This window comes from Spongiactinospora rosea (assembly GCF_003315795.1).
GTDB classification, from domain to species: domain Bacteria; phylum Actinomycetota; class Actinomycetes; order Streptosporangiales; family Streptosporangiaceae; genus Spongiactinospora; species Spongiactinospora rosea.
On the sequence record NZ_QMEY01000047.1, the window covers coordinates 1 to 20,878 of the forward strand.

Consider the following 20,878-nt stretch of genomic DNA (forward strand, 5'->3'; position numbering starts at 1 on the left):
TTCCACATGCACTTCACGCCGACCGGGTCCTCATGGATCAACCAGGTGGAGCGGTGGTTCGGCTTCCTGACCGATCAGATGATCAGGCGCGGAGTGCACAAGAGCGTCCAAGCTCTGGAGAAGGACATCCGCGCCTGGATCGACCAGTGGAACGACAACCCGCGCCCGTTCGTGTGGAAGAAGACCGCCGAGGAGATCCTCGAATCCCTCGCTAAATATCTACGACGGATTTCTGGCGCATGACACTAGCGGTCTGGGGTCCTGGGCGAGTTCGAGGGCGACATGGGCGGCGTCGCGGACGGCCAGCCGGCATCGCCTTCATGACCTGGTCCCTGGCCTCAAGCATGCGCGCGGGTCGTCAGCCGGGCTTGACCATGACACCAGTGTCAGTACCTAGCGTGACACCCGTATAAGGCTCAGCCTTCGCAAACACGCGATACGGAGGTCCATCACGCCATGAAACGCAGCCTGCCAAGTTGGCTGTTCGTGCTCTTCCTGACTCTGCTGGCTACGGCGACAGACGAGTTCATCATCGCCGGAGTACTCAAGACCGTCGCGGTTGACCTGAATGTCAGCGTTTCGGCTGCTGGCCAGCTGGTGACCGTGTTCGCGCTCGTTTATGCGCTCGGCGCGCCGACGCTCGCGCTCATCTTTGAACGCTTCCCCAAGCGGACCGTGATGGTCGCTGGGTTGCTGGTCTTTGTGCTGGCCAATGTCGCAGCGGCTGCGGCTCCCGGCTACTGGTTCCTGATGGCGGCTCGTGTGGCCGCCGCGGCGGCTGCTGCCATCGTCACTTCCGCCGCCTTCACGACAACGGCGGTCGGTGCGCCAGAGGGGATGCAAGGGCGCTACCTCGGAGTAGTGACGGCTGGCATGACTGCCGCTCTGTTCACGGGGGTGCCACTCGGCTCGTGGCTCGGGGGCGCGTTCGGGTGGCGTGCGACGTTCTGGCTGATCGCGGCGGTCGGCGCTATAGCACTGGTCGGACTCGCGGTCACCGTGCCGAAAGTCCCCGGCAGCACCCCGGCTGCGTTACGTGAACGACTTGCTCCGCTGCGGGATATGTCCGTTCTTCGCTTGGTGATGGTCACCTTCCTGGCTGCCAGCGGGGGGCTGATGTTTTACACCTACCTCGCCGAGTTCACTGCTGAGGTGGCGAGCGGGTCCTATCAGCTGCTATCGATCATGCTGTTCATCGTTGGTATCGCAGGTCTGGCAGGTGCGCTGCTAGCCGGACGGATCACGGACACTCTTGGTCCGCAGCGGAGCCTGCGCGTGGTCATCGGCGGGCACGCCGTCGCGCTGGCATTCCTAGCAGTACTGGCCTTCAGCGGGGTCGAAAGCCCGATCGTCATGGGCCTTCTCATCGCCTTCTGGTCCGTCTTCGCCTGGGGGCTCAACCCCCCGATCCAAGGCAGCATTCTCAGTGCGGCGGGACCGCAGGTCGGCATGACCGCCCTCGCACTGAACATTTCCGGTCTGTACCTAGGAACGGGCGTCGCCGGCGCGACGGGTGGAGCGATCATTGGCGTCTCGGACATCATCTACGTCCCGGTGGCGGCCACCGTACTAATGACCCTCTCCTTCCTTCTCACCCCTCGGGCACACGCTGTGGCGCTTCCGCGAGCATCTGTCAGGGCCGGCGGCGTAGACGAGTCCCAGCAGGCCGGCACCTAGTCCATCGGATCCGACGCCGCCGCTTGCTCGTCGTCGGCAGTCGCTCGCGGCCTGGGGTGTACCAACATGGCTGTGCCAACCGACCTGCCCATATGGGTACGACAAACGCAGATGAATGGGCGCAGTCGAAGTAGTGCCCTAGGCGGGCCTGTGAACTACGCTCCCAAATGCTGCAAGATCGGTCTGTCAGCGGAGCCGAATCAGCACGGATGAGAGGTCCATGAACTCCAGTGCACCAGCCGTACGGGCTATTCGCGGCGCTATCCAGGTAGCGGCGGATGATGCTGGTGAGATTCGCGTGGCGACCAAGGAGCTGATCACTGCCGTGCTTCAGCAGAACGACGTTACCTTGGATGATCTGATCAGCATCTTCTTCACCGTGACCCCCGATCTTGTCAGCGAGTTCCCCGCACTCGCCGCCTACGAGTTCGGCCTTGCAGATGTGCCGATGCTGTGCGCCGTCGAAATGAGCGTGTCCGATGTCATGCCGCGTGTGATCAGATTGATGGCGCATGTCACGACAAGCAGGGCCCGAGCTGAGATCCGCCACCCGTACTTACGCGGAGCGTCAGCTATCACGCCCGCACGGGTATTCGCAGAACGAAAATCCCGTGCCATATTTCCTGGGATTTCGAAGTGAAATGAGTAGCTGGCGCTGGCATTCTAAGAGCCTTTTTATGTAAGCCTGGTAAATGGAGGTCAGCTGGCGATGTGCTGTGACGCCGGCGTGGTCGCATGATATACCAGTCCCTCATTCAAGGCTTTGGCCACAGCCGAAGTTCGGTTGGGCGAATTAAGTTTCGCGAGGATGTTGGTCACTAGGCGTTTGATACTGTGTTGAGACAATGTCAGGCGACTGGCGATCTGCTTGTTGCTCAGGCCTTCGACGAGCAGTACTAAGACCTCCTGCTCGCGTGGAGTCAGGTGAATCGGGGCCTGACCGGGGCCGTTGTTGTGCGGCTCGCTCGCCAGCTTCAGCAGCTTTTTGGTCAGCTCGTGTGGCATGGGAACGTCGCCGGCGATCATGCGCTGTAATGTCAGGGACAGGGTATTGGCGCATAACTCGTGCTCGGAAAGGAATCCATGTGCAGGTGCAGCGGCGATGTAGGAAACGCACTCGTCTGGGACGCCATTAAGTAGAAGTAGCGTCCTGCTTCGCCTGGGCAGCCGTGGAATGAAGAGAGAAGGAGCTTCGTCCAGTTCTTTGATGGGAATGATGATGATGTCCGTGTTGACGAGAACGTTCGCCACCAGTTCGGTGGCACTATGGTAGATGGTGAAGGAGTCGATGACGGCTATTCTCTTCAGGAGCTGTTCGAATCCCAGTCGACGAAACTCATTTTCGCTGGAGAGTGCAACAGAAATCTTTTGGAGTTCTGAGGCGGTTCTCATCTCCTGCCTTCCTGTGGAAGCTTCCGGGTCAGCCTAGCGCATGACCCTGCGGTCGCGCCTAGTGCTGAATGCGCCACCCTGTGTGCAAGGATGTGTCAATGAGCTGCGTCATTGCCGCAGCGTGAGAGGCCGAGAGCCGGTGCGAAGGTCCCGCCATCCGAGGAAACCCACTGTTCGGCGATCATTTGCCGCACTTCGTTACTGAGGTCAACAGGGATACTTCTGAGGCCGGTCGGGTGATCGGTGCTCATGCGACGAAGCGTTTCTCGGCCCGCACACGCATGACGGGCCCTCTGCAGGGCGACCACGTTGGTGCTCTGCCCGAGTCATGGATCAGGTATGCACTCGACACCGGGAGAATGAGGCGGTACGAAGGTAGAGATGGCCCCCTCGCGTCGGCATGTCAGCCGACATCGCCGTGAACGGAAGTGATCATGCAGATCGGAGAGTTGTCGGAGCGAACGGGCGTGAGCCGCCGTTCGATTCGCTACTACGAGCAGAAGGGGCTTCTGCATGCCCACCGGACGGGCAAGGGCTGGCGCGAGTATGACGACGCGGCGGTTAACCGCGTTCGCAACGTCAGAGAACTGCTGCAGGCCGGCCTGACAGTCGATGACATCCAGCGAGTGGCTCCGTGCCTGGGCATGGAAATGGCCGCCTTCATGGCCTGCCGAGACGCCGACCACGCGATCCCGATGTACGAAGAACGGCTGGCCATCATCGACGACAAGATGGCGGTGCTGGAGCAGCACCGGCAAGAGTTGCTGCGACGCATCGCCAGGCTTCGCCAGAACTCGGCGAATGCGGGTCTCGCCGAGTTGCTGCGGCATGCTCAGGATGCGTAAGCCGCCTGTACCGCCGACCAACTGAACGAGCTGAGGCATCGTTCCGACACGCCCACTCGTTCTGTGGCCCCGACAGGGCATCCTGGCGCGCCGACCGAACCCTGAGCCGCTCCGACTTTCTTAGAGACCCTGAAGCCAGCATGATCGTGCTGGCGGAAGGGAGAATCACACGCGATGCCAGCCCCCAGGAAGTACCCGCAGGAACTGCGCGAGCGTGCGGTGCGGATGGTCTTTGAGGTCCGGTCAGCCGACCACCATGATGTCCACACCGCTGGCTGCATCGGCGCCATGCGATGAGCGTGCCACATCAGACTGCGCGGCGGTAGCTCCAACTCCCGCTCGTGGCACCCTGCCGCCTTCAACGCTGCAATCGCGCTTCCTGGCTAGACGTGCTCAGGCAGTCGCTCGGCTGATGCCGCAGGGCCGATGCGCCGCCGCCGGCCGTAGGGCGCCAAAGACGCCCGCATGTGCGACTGGGCGTTGATCACCGTCGCTCCATGAGGCCTTTCCTCGACGGACCATGAGCGCTGCTGATGCGCCATGAAATCGGTCGCCCCATAGGCATCGGCAGCCAGCCGCGCGGTTCGGTACCCATTTCTCGGCGGGCACTGCCGCTCACCGCCATCCTCTCAGTGTGGGAAATGCTGTGACTGGCTTGCCTGGGCTGAGCTGCGGGTTTTCGCCTTTTCCTCGCTCATGTGCCAGACGGGGTACCCGATTGGGGCAGCCCGATTGTGGAAGGCATCAGACGAACGTTGGGTCCCTCTTCGGGGCTTACCTATCGCCTGAGCACACAGCAGGATCGTGCCTGCGGGACATGCAACGGGGACGTTCTCCGTATGTGCTCGAATTGCGGGGAGGTACTGAATGCCAATTCGGTCGGCGACAATTCACGGCGAGCTGGCATCCGTCATTCGCGTCTTGTCCAAGATCCGTGACCTGGTAGGGCCGGGTCGTGTGGACGAATTCGCTACCGGCACGAACGGGGTAGAGAGAAGCCGTCCGAACGTCGGCATGTACCGGACCAGGCGAAGCTTTGGAGTGATCCGTCCGGCGACGGTCGACCAGGTCTGCCGAATCGTTGAATACTTCGACGACCCCGACCTCCCGATCGGCCTGCATATTGTCAGCACCGGACGGAACTGGGGGCTGGGCTCGGCTGAGCCCGCTCGCGACCGCACCGTTACCCTCGACCTCAGCGACCTGGACGAGATCCGCCGCCTCGACATCGACGCCGGGTTCGCCATCGTCGAACCCGGCGTCACGCAGGGCCGCCTGGCCGCGTCGCTGGCGGGCACGGACCGCATGCTCAACGTCACCGCATCATCGGCGCATACGAGCATCATCGGCAACGGGCTGGACCGTGGAGTGGGGCTGCGCCAGCAACGGGTCGATGACCTGTTGGGCTTGGAGGTCGTCTTACCCGACGGGCAGCTGGTCCATGTGGGCTGGTGGCCGGAAGAGGGCCGACGCACGCCGCTGTATCCGTACGGTCTTGGGCCTTCATTGCTTCAACTCTTCGTGCAATCCGATCTGGGCGTGGTGTCCGCAGCCGCCGTGCGCCTTCTGCATCGGCCAAAGGCACAGCGGGTCATCCGGCTCGGTTTCGCCCCGCGGAATCTCATCTCGGCGGTGGGCGCGCTTCGGCGCTGGGTGGCTCAGGGGCTGGTCGGAGGCGTACTCAAGATTTACGACACGGTGTCGGCGGCATCTTATGGGGGCAGCGCGGGCGGATTCTTGGCCCACCTGTGCATCGACGGGACCGAACGATCTGTCGCCGCCATCTCGAGCCTGATCCTCGAAGAGGCGGTGTCCAGCGGCTTGTTCACGGACGCCACCCCAGCCGGGCGGGAGGCCGGCGGCGACGCCGTCGTAGCCATGGTGGAGGGCGCTTACAGCGGCGACCCGAGCTACAACGACGGAATGCTTGAAGCCACGCTGGGACAGCCCGCCGCCAGGGTGGACGAGCACGGGCTCGGATGGCTGTTCTTCCTTCCCCTCGTGCCGTTCTCTGGGGAGGACATCGCCAGGGCGCATGGACTGCTGGCGCAGGTCCATGAGGAGACCGGCGTCCGCGCCGGCTGCACCGTGAATGCTTTGAACGCAGACGTCATCGACTTCGTCGTCACGGTCAAGTTCGCGCGCGAGGAACGCGCGGCCGAGCGCGCCCATCGGGCACTGGACCGCGCCTATGAGCTCTTCTCCGCCACGGGCTTCATGCCGTACCGCCTTGACATCGACCATGCCGACTGGGTTGACCGCCTGAGCCCCGACCCCGGCGCGCGGGAACTCGTCCGCCGTCTGAAGAAGACGCTGGACCCGAACGGCGCGATTGCGCGAGGGCGGTACTCCTGACCCCGATGTTTCTGAACGACACCGTGATCGCTAAAGGAAGGCGCCGTGTCCACACGGATCAAGGTCGTACTCTTCTCCGAGGTCAACTCAAAGCTCGGGTCCCCCTTTCTCGACCTACTGAGCAGGCACCCGCAAGTCTCGCTGGCGGGCGTGGTCACCTCGCCGCCCGGAAGACTCTGCTCGTACTTCGTCGACGACCGGGAGCAGGTCGACCTGGTCAGCCAGGCGGCCGCGCTTGACGTCCCCGTGTTCCGCCCCCCCAAGGTCAACTCGCCCGAGTCGCTGCGGAGCTTGCGTGAGCTCGCGGCCGACTATTTCATCGTGGGCAACTACCAGCAGATCCTCAGGCAGGAACTGCTGGACGTTCCACGAGTGACCTCCGTCAATTTCCATCCCAGTCCGCTTCCGCGCTACGCGGGACTGGCGCCTTTCTACTGGATGGTGCGTCACGGCGAACGGTTCGGTGCGGTGTCAGCGATCGAGATGACCCCAGGGATCGACGCGGGGCCGATCATCATGCAGAAGCCGATGCCGCTCACCGGTCAGGAGACCGCGCTCAAGCTACGAACCGCTCAGGAACTGCTCAACGTCGAGATGCTGGGTGAGCTCATCCCGCGACTTGCCGATCGTTCCTTCACCAGGACCTATCAGGACGAGGAACTGCGCTCGTACTTCGGGAGGCCGACGGAAGAGGACTACCTGCTCGACTTCACTCAGAGCGGGGAGTCGGTGCGCCGCGCGGTGCGGGCGGGCTACCGGCATCCCGGCGCGTTCACGAGCGGCCCAAATGGGGAGCGCGTCGTGATCCTCAGCGTGGGCGTCGCCGGCCGCACCTGCTGGGCGCCACTCGACCATCCGGGAATCGTGCGGCGTTCCGATACGGGGCTGTTCGTCGCGACCAAGGACGAGTGGGTGCAGATCATCACGATCGAGCAGGATGGCATCGAGATCTTCGTACGGGACTACGAACGTTCGATGCCGCACGGCACGCTGCTGGGTGGATCGGCCCAACGATTCGCCTCGCTGTGAGATTCGTCCTCTGGCCGACCACGAAAATGGCAGAGACGGAGCCTTCTGTGTGAGACAAGGCGCAGGATCAGCTGGTCTTGGGCCGAAGCCATAACGACGATGCGCTGCCGGAGCTCGCTGACAAGGATGGCCTCCGGGACGTGCTAGGAAGGTTTACGACAGGGGTTGCCGTCGTCACCACGATGACGTCACACGGGCCCATCGGGATGACCGTTAATTCGTTCGCTTCTGTTTCCCTCAATCCGCCGCTCGTTCTCTTCTCTGTATCACGCGCGTCGCAACTATTCCCTCATATCACCGAGGCGGATCTCTTCGCGATCAACATTCTCAGTGCAGCCCAGGCGCAGATTTCCCAACAGTTCGCCAAGCCCGGGTTCAACCGGTTCGGCGAACTGGAATGGCGGCGGGGCGCAACGGGGGCACCGCTCCTCTCAGGTGTGCTGGCCTTACTCGAATGCCGCGTATCAGAGGTCCACGAGGGCGGAGATCACTACATCATGGTCGGCCGCATCGTCGCGGCATCGACCGACGCGGCCGTTTCCGCGCCGTTGCTCTTCTTTCGAGGGGCATATCACGAGATAGCGGATCGCTGATTCCGTTCGCGCCATTGTGCTGTGGCTTTCCCGCATACCCGAGTAGTGAGGAAAGGATCTTGTCGCTAAGTGCTCAATTGGCGATGGTCGAGGATAAGAACCTCGAGCTCGTCCTGAAGGTCCTGCCGGCGATCCTGGTGATCCTTGTGGTCTCCGCGCTGTGCGGCCGGCTCGCGATCCTGGTGAAGCAGCCCAGGGTCCTGGGTGAGATGGTCGCCGGGGTGCTGCTGGGACCCACCTTGTTCGGCGCGGTGGCCCCTGAGGTCCAGCGCGGGATCTTCCCGCCCGAGGTGAAGCCGATTCTCTACGTGCTCAGCACGATCGGACTCACCTTGTTCATGTTCCTGGTGGGAGCGGGACTCAGCCACGGGGAAACCCAAGGCGGTAAGGAGACGGGGCAGGCCGCGGCCCTGGCGATATCGGGAATGATTCCGTCACTGCTGCTGGGAGCCGGTGCGGGGTACCTGGTGTACGAGCGGCTATCCAGTCCGGGCGTTAGCAGGTTTGAATTCGTGCTCTTCGTCGGGGGCGCGCTGTCGCTCACGGCCTTCCCCATGCTCGCCAGAATCCTCTACGAGCGTGGCCTGCAGAATTCTCGGCTGGGCCGTCTGACGCTCTTTGGCGCGTCGGTCGACGATGCGGCTGCCTGGTGCTTCCTGGCGGTCCTCGCAGCCCTGCACGCCAACGCCGGGCCGGCGCAGGCGCTGCGGACGATCGGCCTGGCCGCTGTCTTTGCCATAGTCATGATCTTTGGAGTCCGGCGGCTGCTCAAGCCTCTGGGATCTTGGGTGGAGCGGACCGGGGGCTTCGGGTTCGAGCAGATGTACATCGTGATCGTCGTAGTGCTGCTCGCGGGATACTTCACCGACTATATCGGGATCTACTCTGTGTTCGGCGGATTCATCGCCGGGTTGGCGATGCCGCGCAACAAGGCGTTCAGAGAGGCGCTGCACGGTCGCCTGATGGATGCGGTATGCGTGATTTTGCTGCCCACGTTCTTCACGTTCTCCGGCCTGAACACACAATTGAACGGGCTGGCCACATGGAGTCTGGCCATTCCCTTCATTATGATTCTCGCCGCCGGGTTCATCGGCAAATACTTCGGGTGTGCAGTCGCCATGCGAGCGATTGGATTCAGCTGGCGTGAATCCTATGCCGTGGGCGGCCTGATGAACGCACGTGGCCTCATGATTTTGATCTTCATCAACATCGGGCTCGCTCAAGGAATTATTGGAACCGAGCTTTTCTCCATGCTCGTGTTGGTGGCTGTGATCACCACGGCGGCGGCTGTACCACTGTATCGGCTGGCACTGCCCGAACCGCAAGAGGAGAGGCTGCTGCGACGCGATGGCGGCGAATCCCGTGACGATTCCGCGGCCCCGAAGCAAAAAGTGGAAGTGTGACTCTATATTCACTGACCGTTCTAACGCCTACCAAGCCATCAAGCCTTATTGGCGCCAAATCGAAATGAAGGTGAACAAGTGAGCGTGGACCCGTACGAGACCGTTGACGTGGTCGTCATCGGTGGCGGACCCGGTGGCGCAACCGCGGCTTCGACCATCGCTGCGGAGGGCCGATCGGTTCTCCTGCTGGAGAAGTCTCCATTCCCCCGCTTCCACATCGGGGAATCGCTTCTGCCCTACACGGCCGGTGTGCTCGAACAGATGGGACTCCTCGAGCCGTTCGCGAACAACGGCTACGTTCCCAAGTGCGGCGCGGAGTTCACGGACCGAACCGGCTCGTTCCGGCGGGTCTCCTTCGAAGACCAGGGTCCGGGGCGCCACCATCAGACGTTCCAGGTCGAGCGAGCCCACTTCGACAACGCGCTGCTTGAGCACGCCCAAGAGGCCGGCGCGCAGATACGCAACCCCGCCCCGGTCGACGAACTGATCGTGGAGGACGGGCGCGTCGTCGGTGTGCGCTACCGCCACGAAGGTGAGACGAGGGAGGTGCGCGCTCAGTACGTGGTGGACGCAAGCGGCCGCAGCGGGAAGGTCGCCCATGCGTTCGGCTTGAGGCGCAGCGTCGACCAACTGCGCATGGTCGCCATCTACCGGCACTTCACCGGACTCGACGAAGCGGCGAATCCTGGCGAGCGGGGCGATATCCAGATCGGCAACCACAAGGACGGCTGGGTGTGGGCGATCCCGGTCTGGGAAGACACCATCAGCATTGGCACGGTGATGCACAAGGACACCTTCCGACGGCATGGTGAACCTGAGCAGATCTTCGACGAGCACCGCGCGCGGATCCCCCGTATCGCCCAGCGCCTGGAGGGCACCGAGCCCTCCACCAAGATCCGTATTGAGACCGACTACTGCTATCTGTCCGACGAGATCGCCGGACCGGGCTGGCTGATGGTCGGGGACGCGGGCTGCTTCGTGGATCCGATCTTCTCCGGCGGCGTCTTCCTGGCCATGGTGACCGGTCGTGAGGCCGGCCGGACCGTGGCCGCGGCGCTGGAACACCCGTACCGGACCGAACAGCTCCAAGCTTCGTACGAGAGCTTCTACAAGACCGGCTACGACACCTACTTCCGGCTCATCCGCGGCTTCTACGACTACAAGTTCAACTTTCGTCAGTACCGCGAGGACCTGCCCGACTTCATTGAGGAGCGACACGTGTCGCTACTACTGGCGGGGGACTTCTGGAGCCAGGGGAACGCCCTGGCCCGCTATCTCAAGAGCGAGCGCAGGTGGGACACCTTCGCCCCCTTCGAGTACTTCTACGGATGCCCCGTGTATCCGGACCTGGAACTCCTCGAGCGGGTCGAAATGGGAGTTTAAGCCGCCTTCATCATCTGGCACCGTCTCGGCGGCTTCCGCACAGTCGGCTCGGCATGTGCGGAAGCCGCTTCCGGGAAAGGAACCTATGGAGAACTCACGCGCAGACGTCGCCGTCATTGGCGCCGGGCCCGCGGGCTTGGTGCTCACCGAAGTCCTGGCAAGGCGGGGAATCTCGGTGACGATCGTTGAAAAGCAGGCCGACCCGACTCTCAGCCGCCAAGGCGCCCTTTTGCAGCCGGTGACTCTGGATCTACTGCACAGGCTCGCCGCGTTCGAACATTCGGCGGAGCAGGAGGGCGCCATTACCGCGATCGAAGAGTACGGTCCCCAAGGAAAGATATTCTCCGGTTTCTTCGCCGACCTCACGAATACCCCGGTGCACCATGCGCTGAACATCACTCAGGGGATGCTCAGGAAGCTGCTCTTGGACAAGGTGAGCCGGCATCCTTTGGTCGCAGTGCGTACGGGAGCCGCTGTCCAGCGGATCGACAGCATGCGTCCCGGCCAATGCAGCATCGTCATCAGAGAGGGGAACGGAGCCGAAAGGCAGCGTCGAATCGACTCGCGTTGGATCGTCGCCGCCGATGGGAAGCTGTCCGAGACCCGTCGGCTCGCCGGCATCAAGGCCCGGATCGAAGGTGGGGATCACCAGCTCTCGCTTGTCCCCGTCCCGACACCCGAAGGATATCCGCGGACGATACGCGCCCATCGCCGCCCTGATGGGATGGCCACGACCGTCCCGGGCGCCGCCCCTGGGATGACATATGTGTTCACCCATCTTGCCGACCGCGACGCAACGCCTCAAACGGTGGTGGATTGGGCGATAAGGACAGTGAGTGGGCAGGATGACATCCTCACTATGGCACTGCGCTCCCACGCGAATCCAAACAAGATCATCAGCATTGCCCCACAGATCGTTCACACGCCGACGTGGCGTCAGGAAGGCGTGATTTTGCTCGGGGACAGCTCCCATGGCATGTACAACATCGGTGGCCAGGGGCTCAACACCGCGCTCCAGGACGCGCTGCTGGTGGGCGAGGCAATCCGCTCCGACGATGCAGTCGGTGGTACAGAACACCTCGATGCGTTCGTCCGAGCCAGGCGCCCCTTCATTGATGAGTTCCAGGCGGGTCAGCGCAAACTGGGGAGTGGGTTTTGGCCGGTCGGCGGCGGCACCAGTTGGTTCCGCGATCGCTTCGAGGAGCTGAGCCTCGGACAATCCGAGCTGCGGAAGCGGTGGAGTGAGATCGTTGACGAACTGAGCGTCGCCGGTCAGGGCAACATATGAGGCTCCCGCCTGCTGCGGGCTATACGCGAGGTACCCGATGAACGCGACCAGCACGTTCGCGGAAAGGGTCGCGGTGGTCACGGGAGCGGGCTCGGGGATCGGCCGGGCGACGGCGCTGGCCTTCGTTCGGTCCGGCGCCAATGTACTGGCAGTCGACCGCCAGACGGATGCGCTCAAGAAAGTGGCCGCGGCGGATCCACGCATCATGCCCCTTGTCGCCGACATATGTGCCGAAGATGCCGCCGAGACGATCATCGGGGCTGCGGTCGAACGCTGGCAGCGCGTGGACGTGCTGGTGAACAACGCGGGCGCGACGGCGCTGATGCCGTTGGGCGAAGTCGCCGCCGCCCGGATCCACGCCTTGCTCGACCTGAACGTCGTGGCTCCCAGCCTGCTCGTCAACGCCGCTGTCGCGCTGCTCCGCTCCTCGCGGGGATCGATCGTCAACATATCCAGCACATATGGTCATCGGCCCCTGCCCGGCGCGGCGCACTACGCGGCGGCCAAGGCCGCGCTTGAGCAGCTCACCCGAAGCTGGGCGCTGGAGCTGGCGCCCGACGGCGTTCGCGTCAACGCGATAGCGCCAGGCCCTACCGAAACCGACGCCCTCACCGCCGCGGGCTTGTCCCCGGGGATGGTGGCTCGGATCAAGCAAGAGGAGGCCGACCGCATCCCGCTCGGCCGCCGTGGAGAGCCGGACGAGCTCGCCGAATGGGTCCTGCGCGTGGCGGACCCGTCCGTGACCTGGCTGACAGGGCAGGTTTTGACCGTTGATGGTGGGCTCGAACTTCTATGACTGATAAGGACTGGTAATAGCTCATCAGGGCTCGCGAGGTCTTGGCATCGCGGCGGGACGGTGGGACAAGGGCTTTGCCTGCCAACGATGAGCTACGACAGACCTCAGGGCCATGCCCTCCGCGCCGCTGCTGTCGCCCCGCGCGGTTGCGCGGAGGGCGCGGGGTGTCCTGGACTACTCTCACAGCACTAGGTGGGAGGCGGCGAGCGTGGTCGATGGCAGTCTGGCAGCGCTGTCGGAGGCGCCGGCTGCGGTGACCGGCGCGGCGAGTGCCAAGCCGAGGGTGTCGACCACGATGCTGCGCTTGCGCCCGGAGATCTTCTTTTGGCGTCATCGCCCTGGCTGTGGGCCGGGACGTTGGTCGCGGACCGGCCCTCCTATCGCACACTGCAACCCCGCGTAGTGCAAGGTGAGCCCCGACTGGATCCGTATCACGCCCATGCACAGGCCAGCGTCGATGACCTGCTCGCCTAGCCGGAGATCGGTTCACCAGCAGCAATGGCCCGGTTCACGAAGCCTCTCAATCGAGTGCTTCCGCGCCACTGGGGGCCGCTTTCTGGCGGACCACCATGAGCGGGCAGGGGGATTCGTGTAGCAAGGCTTGGCTGACTGATCCGATGATCATGCCCGCGAAGGTGCCGTATCCGTGGGAGCCGACCACGAGGGGGTCTGCTCCTATGGCGGCCTGGCGGAGGGCGCCTACGGGGTGGTCGTGGACGACTTCTTCCGTCACGGTGACCTCGGGGTACCGTCGGCGGTGATCGGCCAGGGCCTCGGTGAGGGCGAACGGTCGTTGGTCGGAGGTGCGGGGGTCGGTGGTCCAGGGCTGGTCGCAGGAGTGGACGGCGCGTACGGTGGCGCCGTGTAGTTCGGCTTCGGCAAAGGCGACGTCCAGCATGTACTCGCCGCCCGGTGAGCCGTCGACTCCGACCACCACCTCGCCCCTGGGCAGCGAAGGCAGCTCACCCACCATGACCACGTCGCAGGAGGCGTGTCCGGCGACACCGTACGCGACGGACCCGACGAGAAGCCCGCGGACCGCGCCGAGGCCGTGGCTGCCGATGACCATGAGCTCGGCCTCTTCGGAGGCCGTGGTCAGGGCGGTGCGGGGGTCGCCGGGCAGCAGTGCGGTGCGGATCTCGATTTCCGGGCGTTCGCGGTGGGCGCGGTCGGCGGCGGCGGTGAGCACGCTGTGCCCGCCGTCGCGCATCCATTCGGCGATCTCGGCGTAGCGGCCGGTGGTGGTTTCGCAGGCCCACTGCGGGATGGCATGGGCTATTTGCAGCGGTGTCTGGCGCAGGGTGGCCTCGCGGGCGGCCCAGGAGGCCGCTTCGAGGCCGGCGTGTGAGCCGTCCATTCCGGTTATGATCATGGTGTCTCCTCCAAGGCCCCGTTCACTGACTTGCCCGCCGAAGGTCTTGGTCAGGTTTCGGCGGTCATGATGGCGGCCATCTCCACCAGCCGGTTGGCATATCCCCACTCGTTGTCATACCAGCCGAACACCTTGACCAGTTCGCCGTCGGCCTGGGTCAGCGGCGCGTCGAAGACGCACGAGGCGGGGTCGCCGATGATGTCCCGGGAGACCAGCGGGTCGATGCTGAAGCGCAGGATCCCGTGCAGTTCCTCATAGGCCGCCGTCTCGAACGCCTCGTTGACCTCGGCGGCGGTGACCGGCCGTGTCAGTACCGCGGTGAGGTCGGTGAGGGAGCCGTCCTCGACAGGGACACGCAGCGCGATGCCGTCCAGCCGCCCCGCCAGCTCGGGCAGTACCTGGCCCACCATCCGGGCCGCCCCCGTGGTGGTGAGGACGATGTTGACGGCCGCCGCCCTAGCCCTGCGAGGGTCCTTGTGCGGTGCGTCGATGAGTCGCTGGTCGCCGGTGTAGGCGTGGACGGTCGTCATGAACCCCTTGACGATGCCGAACCTGCGGTGCAGCACGCTGACCATGGGGGCGACGCAGTTGGTCGTGCAGGACGCGAGTGAGACGATCTCGTGACGGGCCGCATCGTAGGCCGTCGTTGACGCCGGGAACGATCGTCGCGTCCACGCCCTTGCCGGGCGCGGAGATCAGCACCTTGCGCGCGCCGCTCTTGAGGTGCAGTGCGGCGTCCTCGCTCGCCCGGAACCTGCCGGAGCACTCGACGACCAGGTCCACCCCCATAGTTGGCCCAGTCGATGTGCGCGGGGTCGCGGTGGGCGCTGATCGGGATGGAGCGGCCGTCCACGTTGATCGCGTTCGCTGACGCGGCGACGAAGGTGCCGTAGGTTCCATAGACGCTGTCGTGCCTGAGCAGATGTGCCAGGGCGGCAGGGTCGGCCACATCGTTGATGGCGACGATGTCGAGGCCACTGGCCAGGCCACAGCGCAGTACGGCGCGGCTGATCCGGCCGAATCCGTTGATGCCGATCTTCATGATCTCTCCTCCGTTGGCTGCCATTTCGATGGTCGCGCCGGGGTGATCGCATGGGCAGGGGCGAAGGCCCCGGTGACCGTTGCCGAAGGGCTCAAGACGCGGCTTGCCGTGCCAGGGTCGCCATGGCGGCCTCGGCTCCGGTTACGAATGCGGGCAGGTGCCGCAGGTCGGGCGACGCGTTGGCGGTCATCGTCAGGGTGCCCGCGTAGGTCAGTACGGCCACGGCGAGCGGCAGACCGTACGACACGGGGGCGATCGGCCAGACGTTCACGAAGGGGGCTCTGTCCAGCCACAGTGTCGAGGCCGGGCCGGGCACGTTCGTCGTGTAGAGGCTGACCCGTTCCGAACCGTGCCGACGCAGCCACCGCATCATCAGGCGCACCGCGAAGGTCGGAAAGAGCGGGGCCGGCGCGTGGTGCGAGCGCGCGGCCTTGGCGGCGCGTGTCTGTGCCGAGGCCCGGTCGAGAAACAGCCGTGGATCGGGTTCGTCCAGCGGCAGGACGACCATGGTGGGGGGACTGCCGCCGGAGTTGCGTACGTCAGGCCGTGCCGCCACCGGTACCGACACGCGGATCGTTCGGCCGGTGGTGGCCTCACCCGCCTCGTAGAGCAGCCGGGCCACCCCGGCGGCGGTCAGGGTGAGCGCGATGTCGTTGACCGTCGCGCCCAGGGTGATCGTGGAGGTGCGCAACGCCGATGGTTCGCCACCGTACACGGTTCGCTGGCTCGATCAAGGGCACCTGGCACTGGTGTTCCCCGGCCCGGACGCTCGCGTCGAACATGTCACACACTAACCGAGAACGCGGCCGGAATGAGCGTTCCGAGGCCACGGATCATCGGCACCGCAGGAGTCGGGACCTTGGTCCCTGGCCCGGGGCGGTAGGCGCTGCCTACCTTGTCTCCATGTCCTTCTACCTGCCGCCCATCCTCAAGCCAATGGGCCGCCTGCACCGTGTTCGGAGAACATGTGGGGCATCGGCCTGGGCAGGCGGTGGGCTGCTGCTGGACGTTCACCGGTCCAAGCAGGGGGTCGTCGTCAGGGTCGCCGGGGAGCTCGACATCACCGCCGAGCCGCATGTGCGGGCATTCGTGACCGGCGTCCTCGCCGAGTCCGAGCCTGGCACTTGCCTTGTGGTCGACCTTGGTGGGGTCGACTTCATGGACGCCCGCGGGCTGGCCGTACTGATCGCCGCACGCAACCAGGTGGTGGCCCATAGAGGAAGCATGCGGCTGACGGGGTACTCGCGGGCCGTGGCCCGGCTGCTGAAGCTGACCGGCCTGGAGCACCTGGCCGGGGCGGCGACGTGAGCCGGAGAGGACATGGTTCCATAGTGGATTCACCGAATTTCCGCCTGCGTGAAATTTCAAGGCGTGCCGGTAATATTCATTATCGGCCGGGACCAGTGGATAGCGTAAGGGGTCTTTCGCCTCAGGTGTGACGCTCGCAATTCATTCAAGGTCCGGTAGTGGACATCGAGGGTGGCGGACAGCAAGGAAAGTTGGCGCCTGGGCAATGTGGACAGCAAGTGCTGAGCCCGGTCGAAGGGTCTCGTCGAGCGGTCTTCGCTCGTCATGACGCTGCGCGAGCAGGGCGCGCTCAAAGGCTGTACGCAGGTGGAGATAGCGGCGCGCGGCGGCGCTCAACGCGTCCGCGCCGATCGGTCCGGCGGCCTGCCGGGCGTGGGCGAGCGCGGTCAGGATCTTGGCCGCTAGGTCCATGTGCTCGGGCTGGGTCCTGTCCGCGCCTACCTCGGCACCATCAGGCGGGACAGGGACGACAGCGGGTCGATCGGCGGATGGACATCCGGAGCATGCGGGTGACCCGCTCGATTGGTACTCGCGCCTGGGCCTGGCTCCCCTGGCGGGCTGATCGAGCAGGTGCGCCGCAATGCTTTTTAAGTACCTGAAAGCGCCTTTTGATCACTCTGGACGCGAGATCGGTCGATCCGAGCTGCCGGCCTTCACGGAATGTGTCCTGTCGAGAATGGCCCTGAGGGGGTCGGCCTCGGGGGCGCTGAGGCGGGAGAAGATGTCGAACGCCTGCTGCAGGCAATCGAGGCTCCTGCTGGTGCTGCCGAGCTCGCGCAGGGCGTTGCCGAGCACGGTCAGTGACATCGCCTCCCCGTAGGGGTAACTGATGTCGCGAGAGATGATCAGCGCCTGCTCAGCATGGTGAACGGCCTCCGGATAGCGCTTGGCGGTGATGAAGGTCTCGGCCAGGCGCAAGCACACCCGCTGTTCCCAGACGTGCTGATTGGTGGCGCGGAAGAACGCCAGTGCCTCAAGGTGGTGGTAAACGGATCCAGCTAGACGCCCCGTGCGTGACAGGACGACGCCAAGGTGGTAACGGGCGCGGGCGGTGCCGCCATCGCTGCCAGCCTCCGTGAACATGGCGACGCCCTTCTCCGCGGCAGCGATTGCGCCCTCGATTTCTCCCATGCCGAGGTGGTCACGCGCCGAGTAGGAGAGGCTAAGCGCTTCGCCGGTGAGCACGCCGTTCTCGCGGTACCAGTTCATCGCCGCGTCGAACAGTGCCAGGGCGTCGGCGTGCCGGCGCTGCCTGCCGACGACCACGGCCAGGGCGGTGAGCACCTGGCCGGTGATGGCCTTCTCGCCGTACTCGACCGACAACTCGTGTGCGCGCCGAAGCTGCTCCTCGGCCTCGCGCGGCTTGTCGGCGTCGAACAACACGCGGCCTAGCACGTAGCGGGAGCGCAACTCGCTGCCGCGGTCCCCGAGTGTGAGGGCGGCGGCCAGCACGGCCCGGGCGCCTCGGTCGAACTCGCGGGTATGGGCGCCCGAGTCCAGCAGCGGTTCCATGGCCACCAGCAGGTCGCCGACGGGCAGTAGTTGCTCGCCCATACGGGCGGAGGCGACGGCCTGGTCGATGGTCGCGAACAGCAAGTCGCTCTCGACGATCAGCCACGTCACGGCCTCGTCGGCCGAGGGGAACGTGCCCCCGACGCCGGACGCCACGAGGTCATCGGCGATCATGCTGTTCTCGTAGGCCAGCCGGTGCGCCGCTTGGGCGGAGGCCAGGTAGAAGCCGAGGAGTCGGCGCAGCGCCGCCGCCCTGTCTTCGGGGCGCTCGCTCTTGTCCAGCTCGCGCCGGGTGAGCGGCCTGAGTGTGTCGCGGAGGCGGTAGCGGCCCGGGCCGGAAATCTCCAGGAGGCTCGCGTCGAGCAGCGATTCCAGCAGCTCCTCGGCCTTGGACACGCTGAGGTCCAGCAAGGCCGCCGCGGCGTCGGCGGAGATGTCGGGACCGTTGGGCAGCGACAGTAGCCGGAACACGCGGGCCTGTTCGGGGGTGAGTTGACTGTAGGCGAGCGCGAAGGGGGACTCGAAGCTCAGGTTGCCGACTCGCAGCAGGTCCGGGCGACGCTGCGCGTGGGCCAGGCGGGCGGCGAGCGTGGCGACCGTCCAGGACGGGCGGGCGGCGAGGCGGGCTGCCAGGAGGCGCACCGCGAGCGGCAGGAACCGGCAGGCGGTGACCACGTCCGTGGCCGCGCTGTGCTCGGCTGCTACGCGCTCGCGCCCCGCCACGGCGGACAACAGCGATAGTGCCTCATCCGGCTCCATCACGCCCAGCTCCACCAGGTGGGCGCCGGGCAGATCGGCCAACTTGATTCGGCTGGTGACGATTGTGGCGCAGCCGGGGGAACCGGGCAGTAGTGGGCTGACCTGATCGGCGTCGTGGGCGTTGTCGAGCAGCACCAGGATGCGCCGCTCGGCCAGGATCGAGCGGTAGAGCGCCGATCGCTCGGTCAGCCCATCGGGAATGAGGTCTGGCGGCATGCCGAGCGCGCGCAGGAAGCCACCGAGTGCGAATTCGGGACGGGTGGCTTCGTCAGTGTAGGCGCGCAGATCGGCGTAGAGCTGGCCGTCGGGGAATGCCTCTGTGGCCTGGTGCGCGACATGCACGGCGAGGGCGGTCTTGCCGACGCCCGCAAGACCGGAGATGGCCACCAGCGGCATGCCCTCAGCCACGGGCTGGGCCGACAGCAGCGTGCGCAGCCGTGCGGCGACTTCCCAGCGGCCGGTGAAGTCGTTGATGTCAGCGGGGAGCTGCGCGGGCCCAGGCAGCTTGGGCCCCTGGGGCTGCCTGGCGGGGACCGAATTGAGGGTCGGGTCGGCGGCGAGGATGCGCTGGTAAAGAGTACTTAGCTCCGGGCGGGGCTCGATGCCCAGGTTGTCGATCAGAGCCTTGCGCATCTGGGTGAAGGTGTTGAGGGCGTCGCTATGTCGGCCGCAGCGGTAAAGGGCCAGCATAAGCTGGGCGCACAGGCCCTCGTGCAGCGGATGGTCGGCCGTGAGCGCGATCAGTTCGGCGACGATGCCGGCGTGGTTGCCCAGGTCCAATTCGAGATCCATGAGCGTCTCGATGGCGCTGAGGCGGCGCTCGGCGAGGTGGGCGCGCTGCCGCTCAGCGTAGGGGCCGACGATACCGGTGAGTGGCTCACCCTCGAACAGCGTGAGCGAGGCGCGCAGGCTCTCGGCGGCCTCGCGCAGGCGGCCCGCCTTGCGCGCGGCCTCGGCCTCGGCGATGCCGCGATCGAAGCGGGTGAGGTCCAGGACGTCGGCGGGCAGGCGCAACACGTAGCCTTGGCCGCCGGAGGTCAGCAGCTCAAAATTGGAGCGGTCTGGCTCCAGCAGCGCACGCAGGCGGGTGACGTACGTGTGCAGTGTGGCGCGGGCGCGGGCGCGGGATGGTGCCTCCTCGTCCCAGATGGCGGCGCTCAGCTCCTCGAAGGTGGCCACGCGGCCCTCATACAGCAGCAGCATGGCAAGCATGGCCCGCTGCGGTGGGGAACCTAGATCGAGTTCCTGGTCGCCGCGGAAGGCGCGGAGCGGGCCGAGGATCCGGATGTCCAGGGTCTGGGGTCGGCCCTGGACGAGCACACGCTCCAACGCCCGTTCAGTGTCGATCGAGGCGGCCAGCGCAGCGACGAGACGCTCATGCATCTGCTCAGGCCCGTGCTTGCCCTTGGGCAGGGCGTTGTGATCTGTCATGGCTCATCTCCTTTCTCCGTACCAGGCCTAAACCATTGTGCGAGCCGATCTTTGGCGTGTCGCAGATGAGATCGCACGGTTGCCTCAGGCATCTGCTCGATCTTGGCGATCTGGCTGTGGCTGAACCCCTCCAGGTACCAGGCGAACACGTGACGTTGCCGTTCGGGCAGCCGTCGCACAATGGCCAAGTAATGATCTACGTCCGGCTCAGGATGAAACGACTGAGCATGAGGGCGTGCGCCTGCCCAGGTAGCCTCCATGGCCAGCGACAGCCCCTGTTGCTCACGTTGTCGGCGCTGAACGGCCAAACGCCGCGCGGTCAGGCGGACGTAAGCCTGGGGCTCGGCGACATACGTCCAGCGGCGAAACACTGCCACCATCGCCTCCTGCGCGGCCTCCTCTGCCTCGTCAGCAGTAAATCCACAGCTCACCACGAATGCGATGAGCCGAATGTAGTCCTTGCGGAAGAACGCCTCGAACGACTCCGACACGGGCCGGTCCCCTCAACGTCGGCAGGCATACGCGTGCGCCGCAGCGACTTCCCTACCGCGCATTTGCTCAGGAATCATTGCGCGGCGCCCGAGGCCGGGGCAGGCAGAACGCTAAGACCGCTACCAAAACGGCAGCGATCACCGTCACCCACAATGAGTGTGTAGCCGTATAGAGGCCGCCGATGCCCGCGGTGGCCGCATT

General features: G+C 65.1%; 18 protein-coding genes and 2 pseudogenes. 13 read left to right on the plus strand and 7 right to left on the minus strand.

What is annotated here, in order from left to right; translation table 11 throughout:
- The 3 genes and pseudogenes from DP939_RS44055 to aroH all read left to right on the plus strand — a co-directional run.
- Positions 1 to 243 (plus strand): annotated as a pseudogene (locus DP939_RS44055) (IS630 family transposase); the annotation flags it as partial.
- 213 nt (positions 244 to 456) lie between these two features.
- Positions 457 to 1,677: an MFS transporter gene (locus tag DP939_RS44060; protein ID WP_113986810.1), complete on the plus strand. Its 1,221-nt coding sequence runs from the start codon at positions 457 to 459 to the stop codon at positions 1,675 to 1,677.
- Positions 1,678 to 1,897: 220 nt separating this feature from the next.
- Positions 1,898 to 2,317 (plus strand): chorismate mutase, encoded by a 420-nt coding sequence (aroH, locus tag DP939_RS44065; protein ID WP_113986811.1) that lies wholly within the window; start codon positions 1,898 to 1,900, stop codon positions 2,315 to 2,317.
- A 59-nt stretch (positions 2,318 to 2,376) separates the two neighbouring features.
- Here the strand turns inward: aroH and DP939_RS44070 are convergent, their stop codons facing one another.
- Complete coding sequence (locus tag DP939_RS44070; protein ID WP_113986812.1) at positions 2,377 to 3,069, minus strand: response regulator transcription factor; 693 nt, start codon at positions 3,067 to 3,069, stop codon at positions 2,377 to 2,379.
- Positions 3,070 to 3,503: 434 nt separating this feature from the next.
- Between DP939_RS44070 and DP939_RS44075 the strand changes: the two genes are divergently transcribed.
- The 8 genes from DP939_RS44075 to DP939_RS44110 all read left to right on the plus strand — a co-directional run bounded on the left by DP939_RS44075 (position 3,504) and on the right by DP939_RS44110 (position 12,761).
- The gene (locus DP939_RS44075; protein WP_113986827.1) at positions 3,504 to 3,914 is read left to right on the plus strand and encodes a MerR family transcriptional regulator; all 411 of its coding nucleotides are present in this window, start codon (positions 3,504 to 3,506) and stop codon (positions 3,912 to 3,914) included.
- A gap of 867 nt (positions 3,915 to 4,781) precedes the next feature.
- Entirely contained in the window at positions 4,782 to 6,269 is a 1,488-nt protein-coding gene (locus DP939_RS44080; RefSeq protein WP_113986813.1) for an FAD-binding oxidoreductase, read from the plus strand.
- A gap of 45 nt (positions 6,270 to 6,314) precedes the next feature.
- Positions 6,315 to 7,298, plus strand: a complete 984-nt coding sequence (locus DP939_RS44085; RefSeq protein WP_113986814.1) for a methionyl-tRNA formyltransferase — start codon at positions 6,315 to 6,317, stop codon at positions 7,296 to 7,298.
- Between the two features lie 77 nt (positions 7,299 to 7,375).
- Positions 7,376 to 7,891 (plus strand): flavin reductase family protein, encoded by a 516-nt coding sequence (locus tag DP939_RS44090; RefSeq protein ID WP_199565826.1) that lies wholly within the window; start codon positions 7,376 to 7,378, stop codon positions 7,889 to 7,891.
- Between the two features lie 83 nt (positions 7,892 to 7,974).
- Positions 7,975 to 9,294 (plus strand): cation:proton antiporter, encoded by a 1,320-nt coding sequence (locus DP939_RS44095; RefSeq protein ID WP_113986815.1) that lies wholly within the window; start codon positions 7,975 to 7,977, stop codon positions 9,292 to 9,294.
- A gap of 78 nt (positions 9,295 to 9,372) precedes the next feature.
- Positions 9,373 to 10,677 (plus strand): NAD(P)/FAD-dependent oxidoreductase, encoded by a 1,305-nt coding sequence (locus DP939_RS44100; protein ID WP_199565827.1) that lies wholly within the window; start codon positions 9,373 to 9,375, stop codon positions 10,675 to 10,677.
- Between the two features lie 85 nt (positions 10,678 to 10,762).
- On the plus strand, positions 10,763 to 11,965 hold the full coding sequence (locus DP939_RS44105; protein ID WP_113986816.1) for an FAD-dependent oxidoreductase: 1,203 nt from the start codon (positions 10,763 to 10,765) through the stop codon (positions 11,963 to 11,965).
- Positions 11,966 to 12,002: 37 nt separating this feature from the next.
- Positions 12,003 to 12,761: an SDR family NAD(P)-dependent oxidoreductase gene (locus DP939_RS44110; RefSeq protein WP_113986817.1), complete on the plus strand. Its 759-nt coding sequence runs from the start codon at positions 12,003 to 12,005 to the stop codon at positions 12,759 to 12,761.
- Positions 12,762 to 13,281: 520 nt separating this feature from the next.
- Here DP939_RS44110 and DP939_RS44115 read toward each other — a convergent pair.
- From DP939_RS44115 to DP939_RS44125, 3 genes and pseudogenes are all read right to left on the minus strand, one after another.
- Positions 13,282 to 14,133 (minus strand): universal stress protein, encoded by an 852-nt coding sequence (locus tag DP939_RS44115; protein ID WP_225878927.1) that lies wholly within the window; start codon positions 14,131 to 14,133, stop codon positions 13,282 to 13,284.
- A 50-nt stretch (positions 14,134 to 14,183) separates the two neighbouring features.
- Positions 14,184 to 15,175 (minus strand): annotated as a pseudogene (gene gap / locus DP939_RS44120) (type I glyceraldehyde-3-phosphate dehydrogenase).
- A gap of 91 nt (positions 15,176 to 15,266) precedes the next feature.
- Positions 15,267 to 15,866, minus strand: a complete 600-nt coding sequence (locus tag DP939_RS44125; RefSeq protein WP_113986819.1) for a WS/DGAT domain-containing protein — start codon at positions 15,864 to 15,866, stop codon at positions 15,267 to 15,269.
- Between DP939_RS44125 and DP939_RS44130 the strand changes: the two genes are divergently transcribed.
- Entirely contained in the window at positions 15,823 to 15,969 is a 147-nt protein-coding gene (locus DP939_RS44130; protein WP_113986820.1) for a DUF1918 domain-containing protein, read from the plus strand. The genes DP939_RS44125 and DP939_RS44130 overlap by 44 nt on opposite strands.
- 109 nt (positions 15,970 to 16,078) lie before the next feature.
- Positions 16,079 to 16,483 carry an STAS domain-containing protein gene (locus DP939_RS44135; protein WP_158579005.1) on the plus strand — a complete coding sequence of 135 codons (405 nt, stop codon included), beginning with the start codon at positions 16,079 to 16,081 and terminating at the stop codon, positions 16,481 to 16,483.
- 141 nt (positions 16,484 to 16,624) lie between these two features.
- Here the strand turns inward: DP939_RS44135 and DP939_RS49575 are convergent, their stop codons facing one another.
- The 3 genes from DP939_RS49575 to DP939_RS44145 are packed head-to-tail and all read right to left on the minus strand — an operon-like array spanning position 16,625 to position 20,676.
- The gene (locus DP939_RS49575; protein ID WP_404828642.1) at positions 16,625 to 17,065 is read right to left on the minus strand and encodes an ATP synthase beta subunit C-terminal domain-containing protein; all 441 of its coding nucleotides are present in this window, start codon (positions 17,063 to 17,065) and stop codon (positions 16,625 to 16,627) included.
- A gap of 30 nt (positions 17,066 to 17,095) precedes the next feature.
- Positions 17,096 to 20,185, minus strand: coding sequence for an AfsR/SARP family transcriptional regulator (locus tag DP939_RS44140; protein WP_225878928.1), 3,090 nt, complete (start codon positions 20,183 to 20,185; stop codon positions 17,096 to 17,098).
- Positions 20,182 to 20,676: an RNA polymerase sigma factor gene (locus DP939_RS44145; protein WP_113986822.1), complete on the minus strand. Its 495-nt coding sequence runs from the start codon at positions 20,674 to 20,676 to the stop codon at positions 20,182 to 20,184. The genes DP939_RS44140 and DP939_RS44145 overlap by 4 nt, the downstream gene beginning before the upstream one ends.
- Between the last annotated feature and the right edge of the window lie 202 nt (positions 20,677 to 20,878).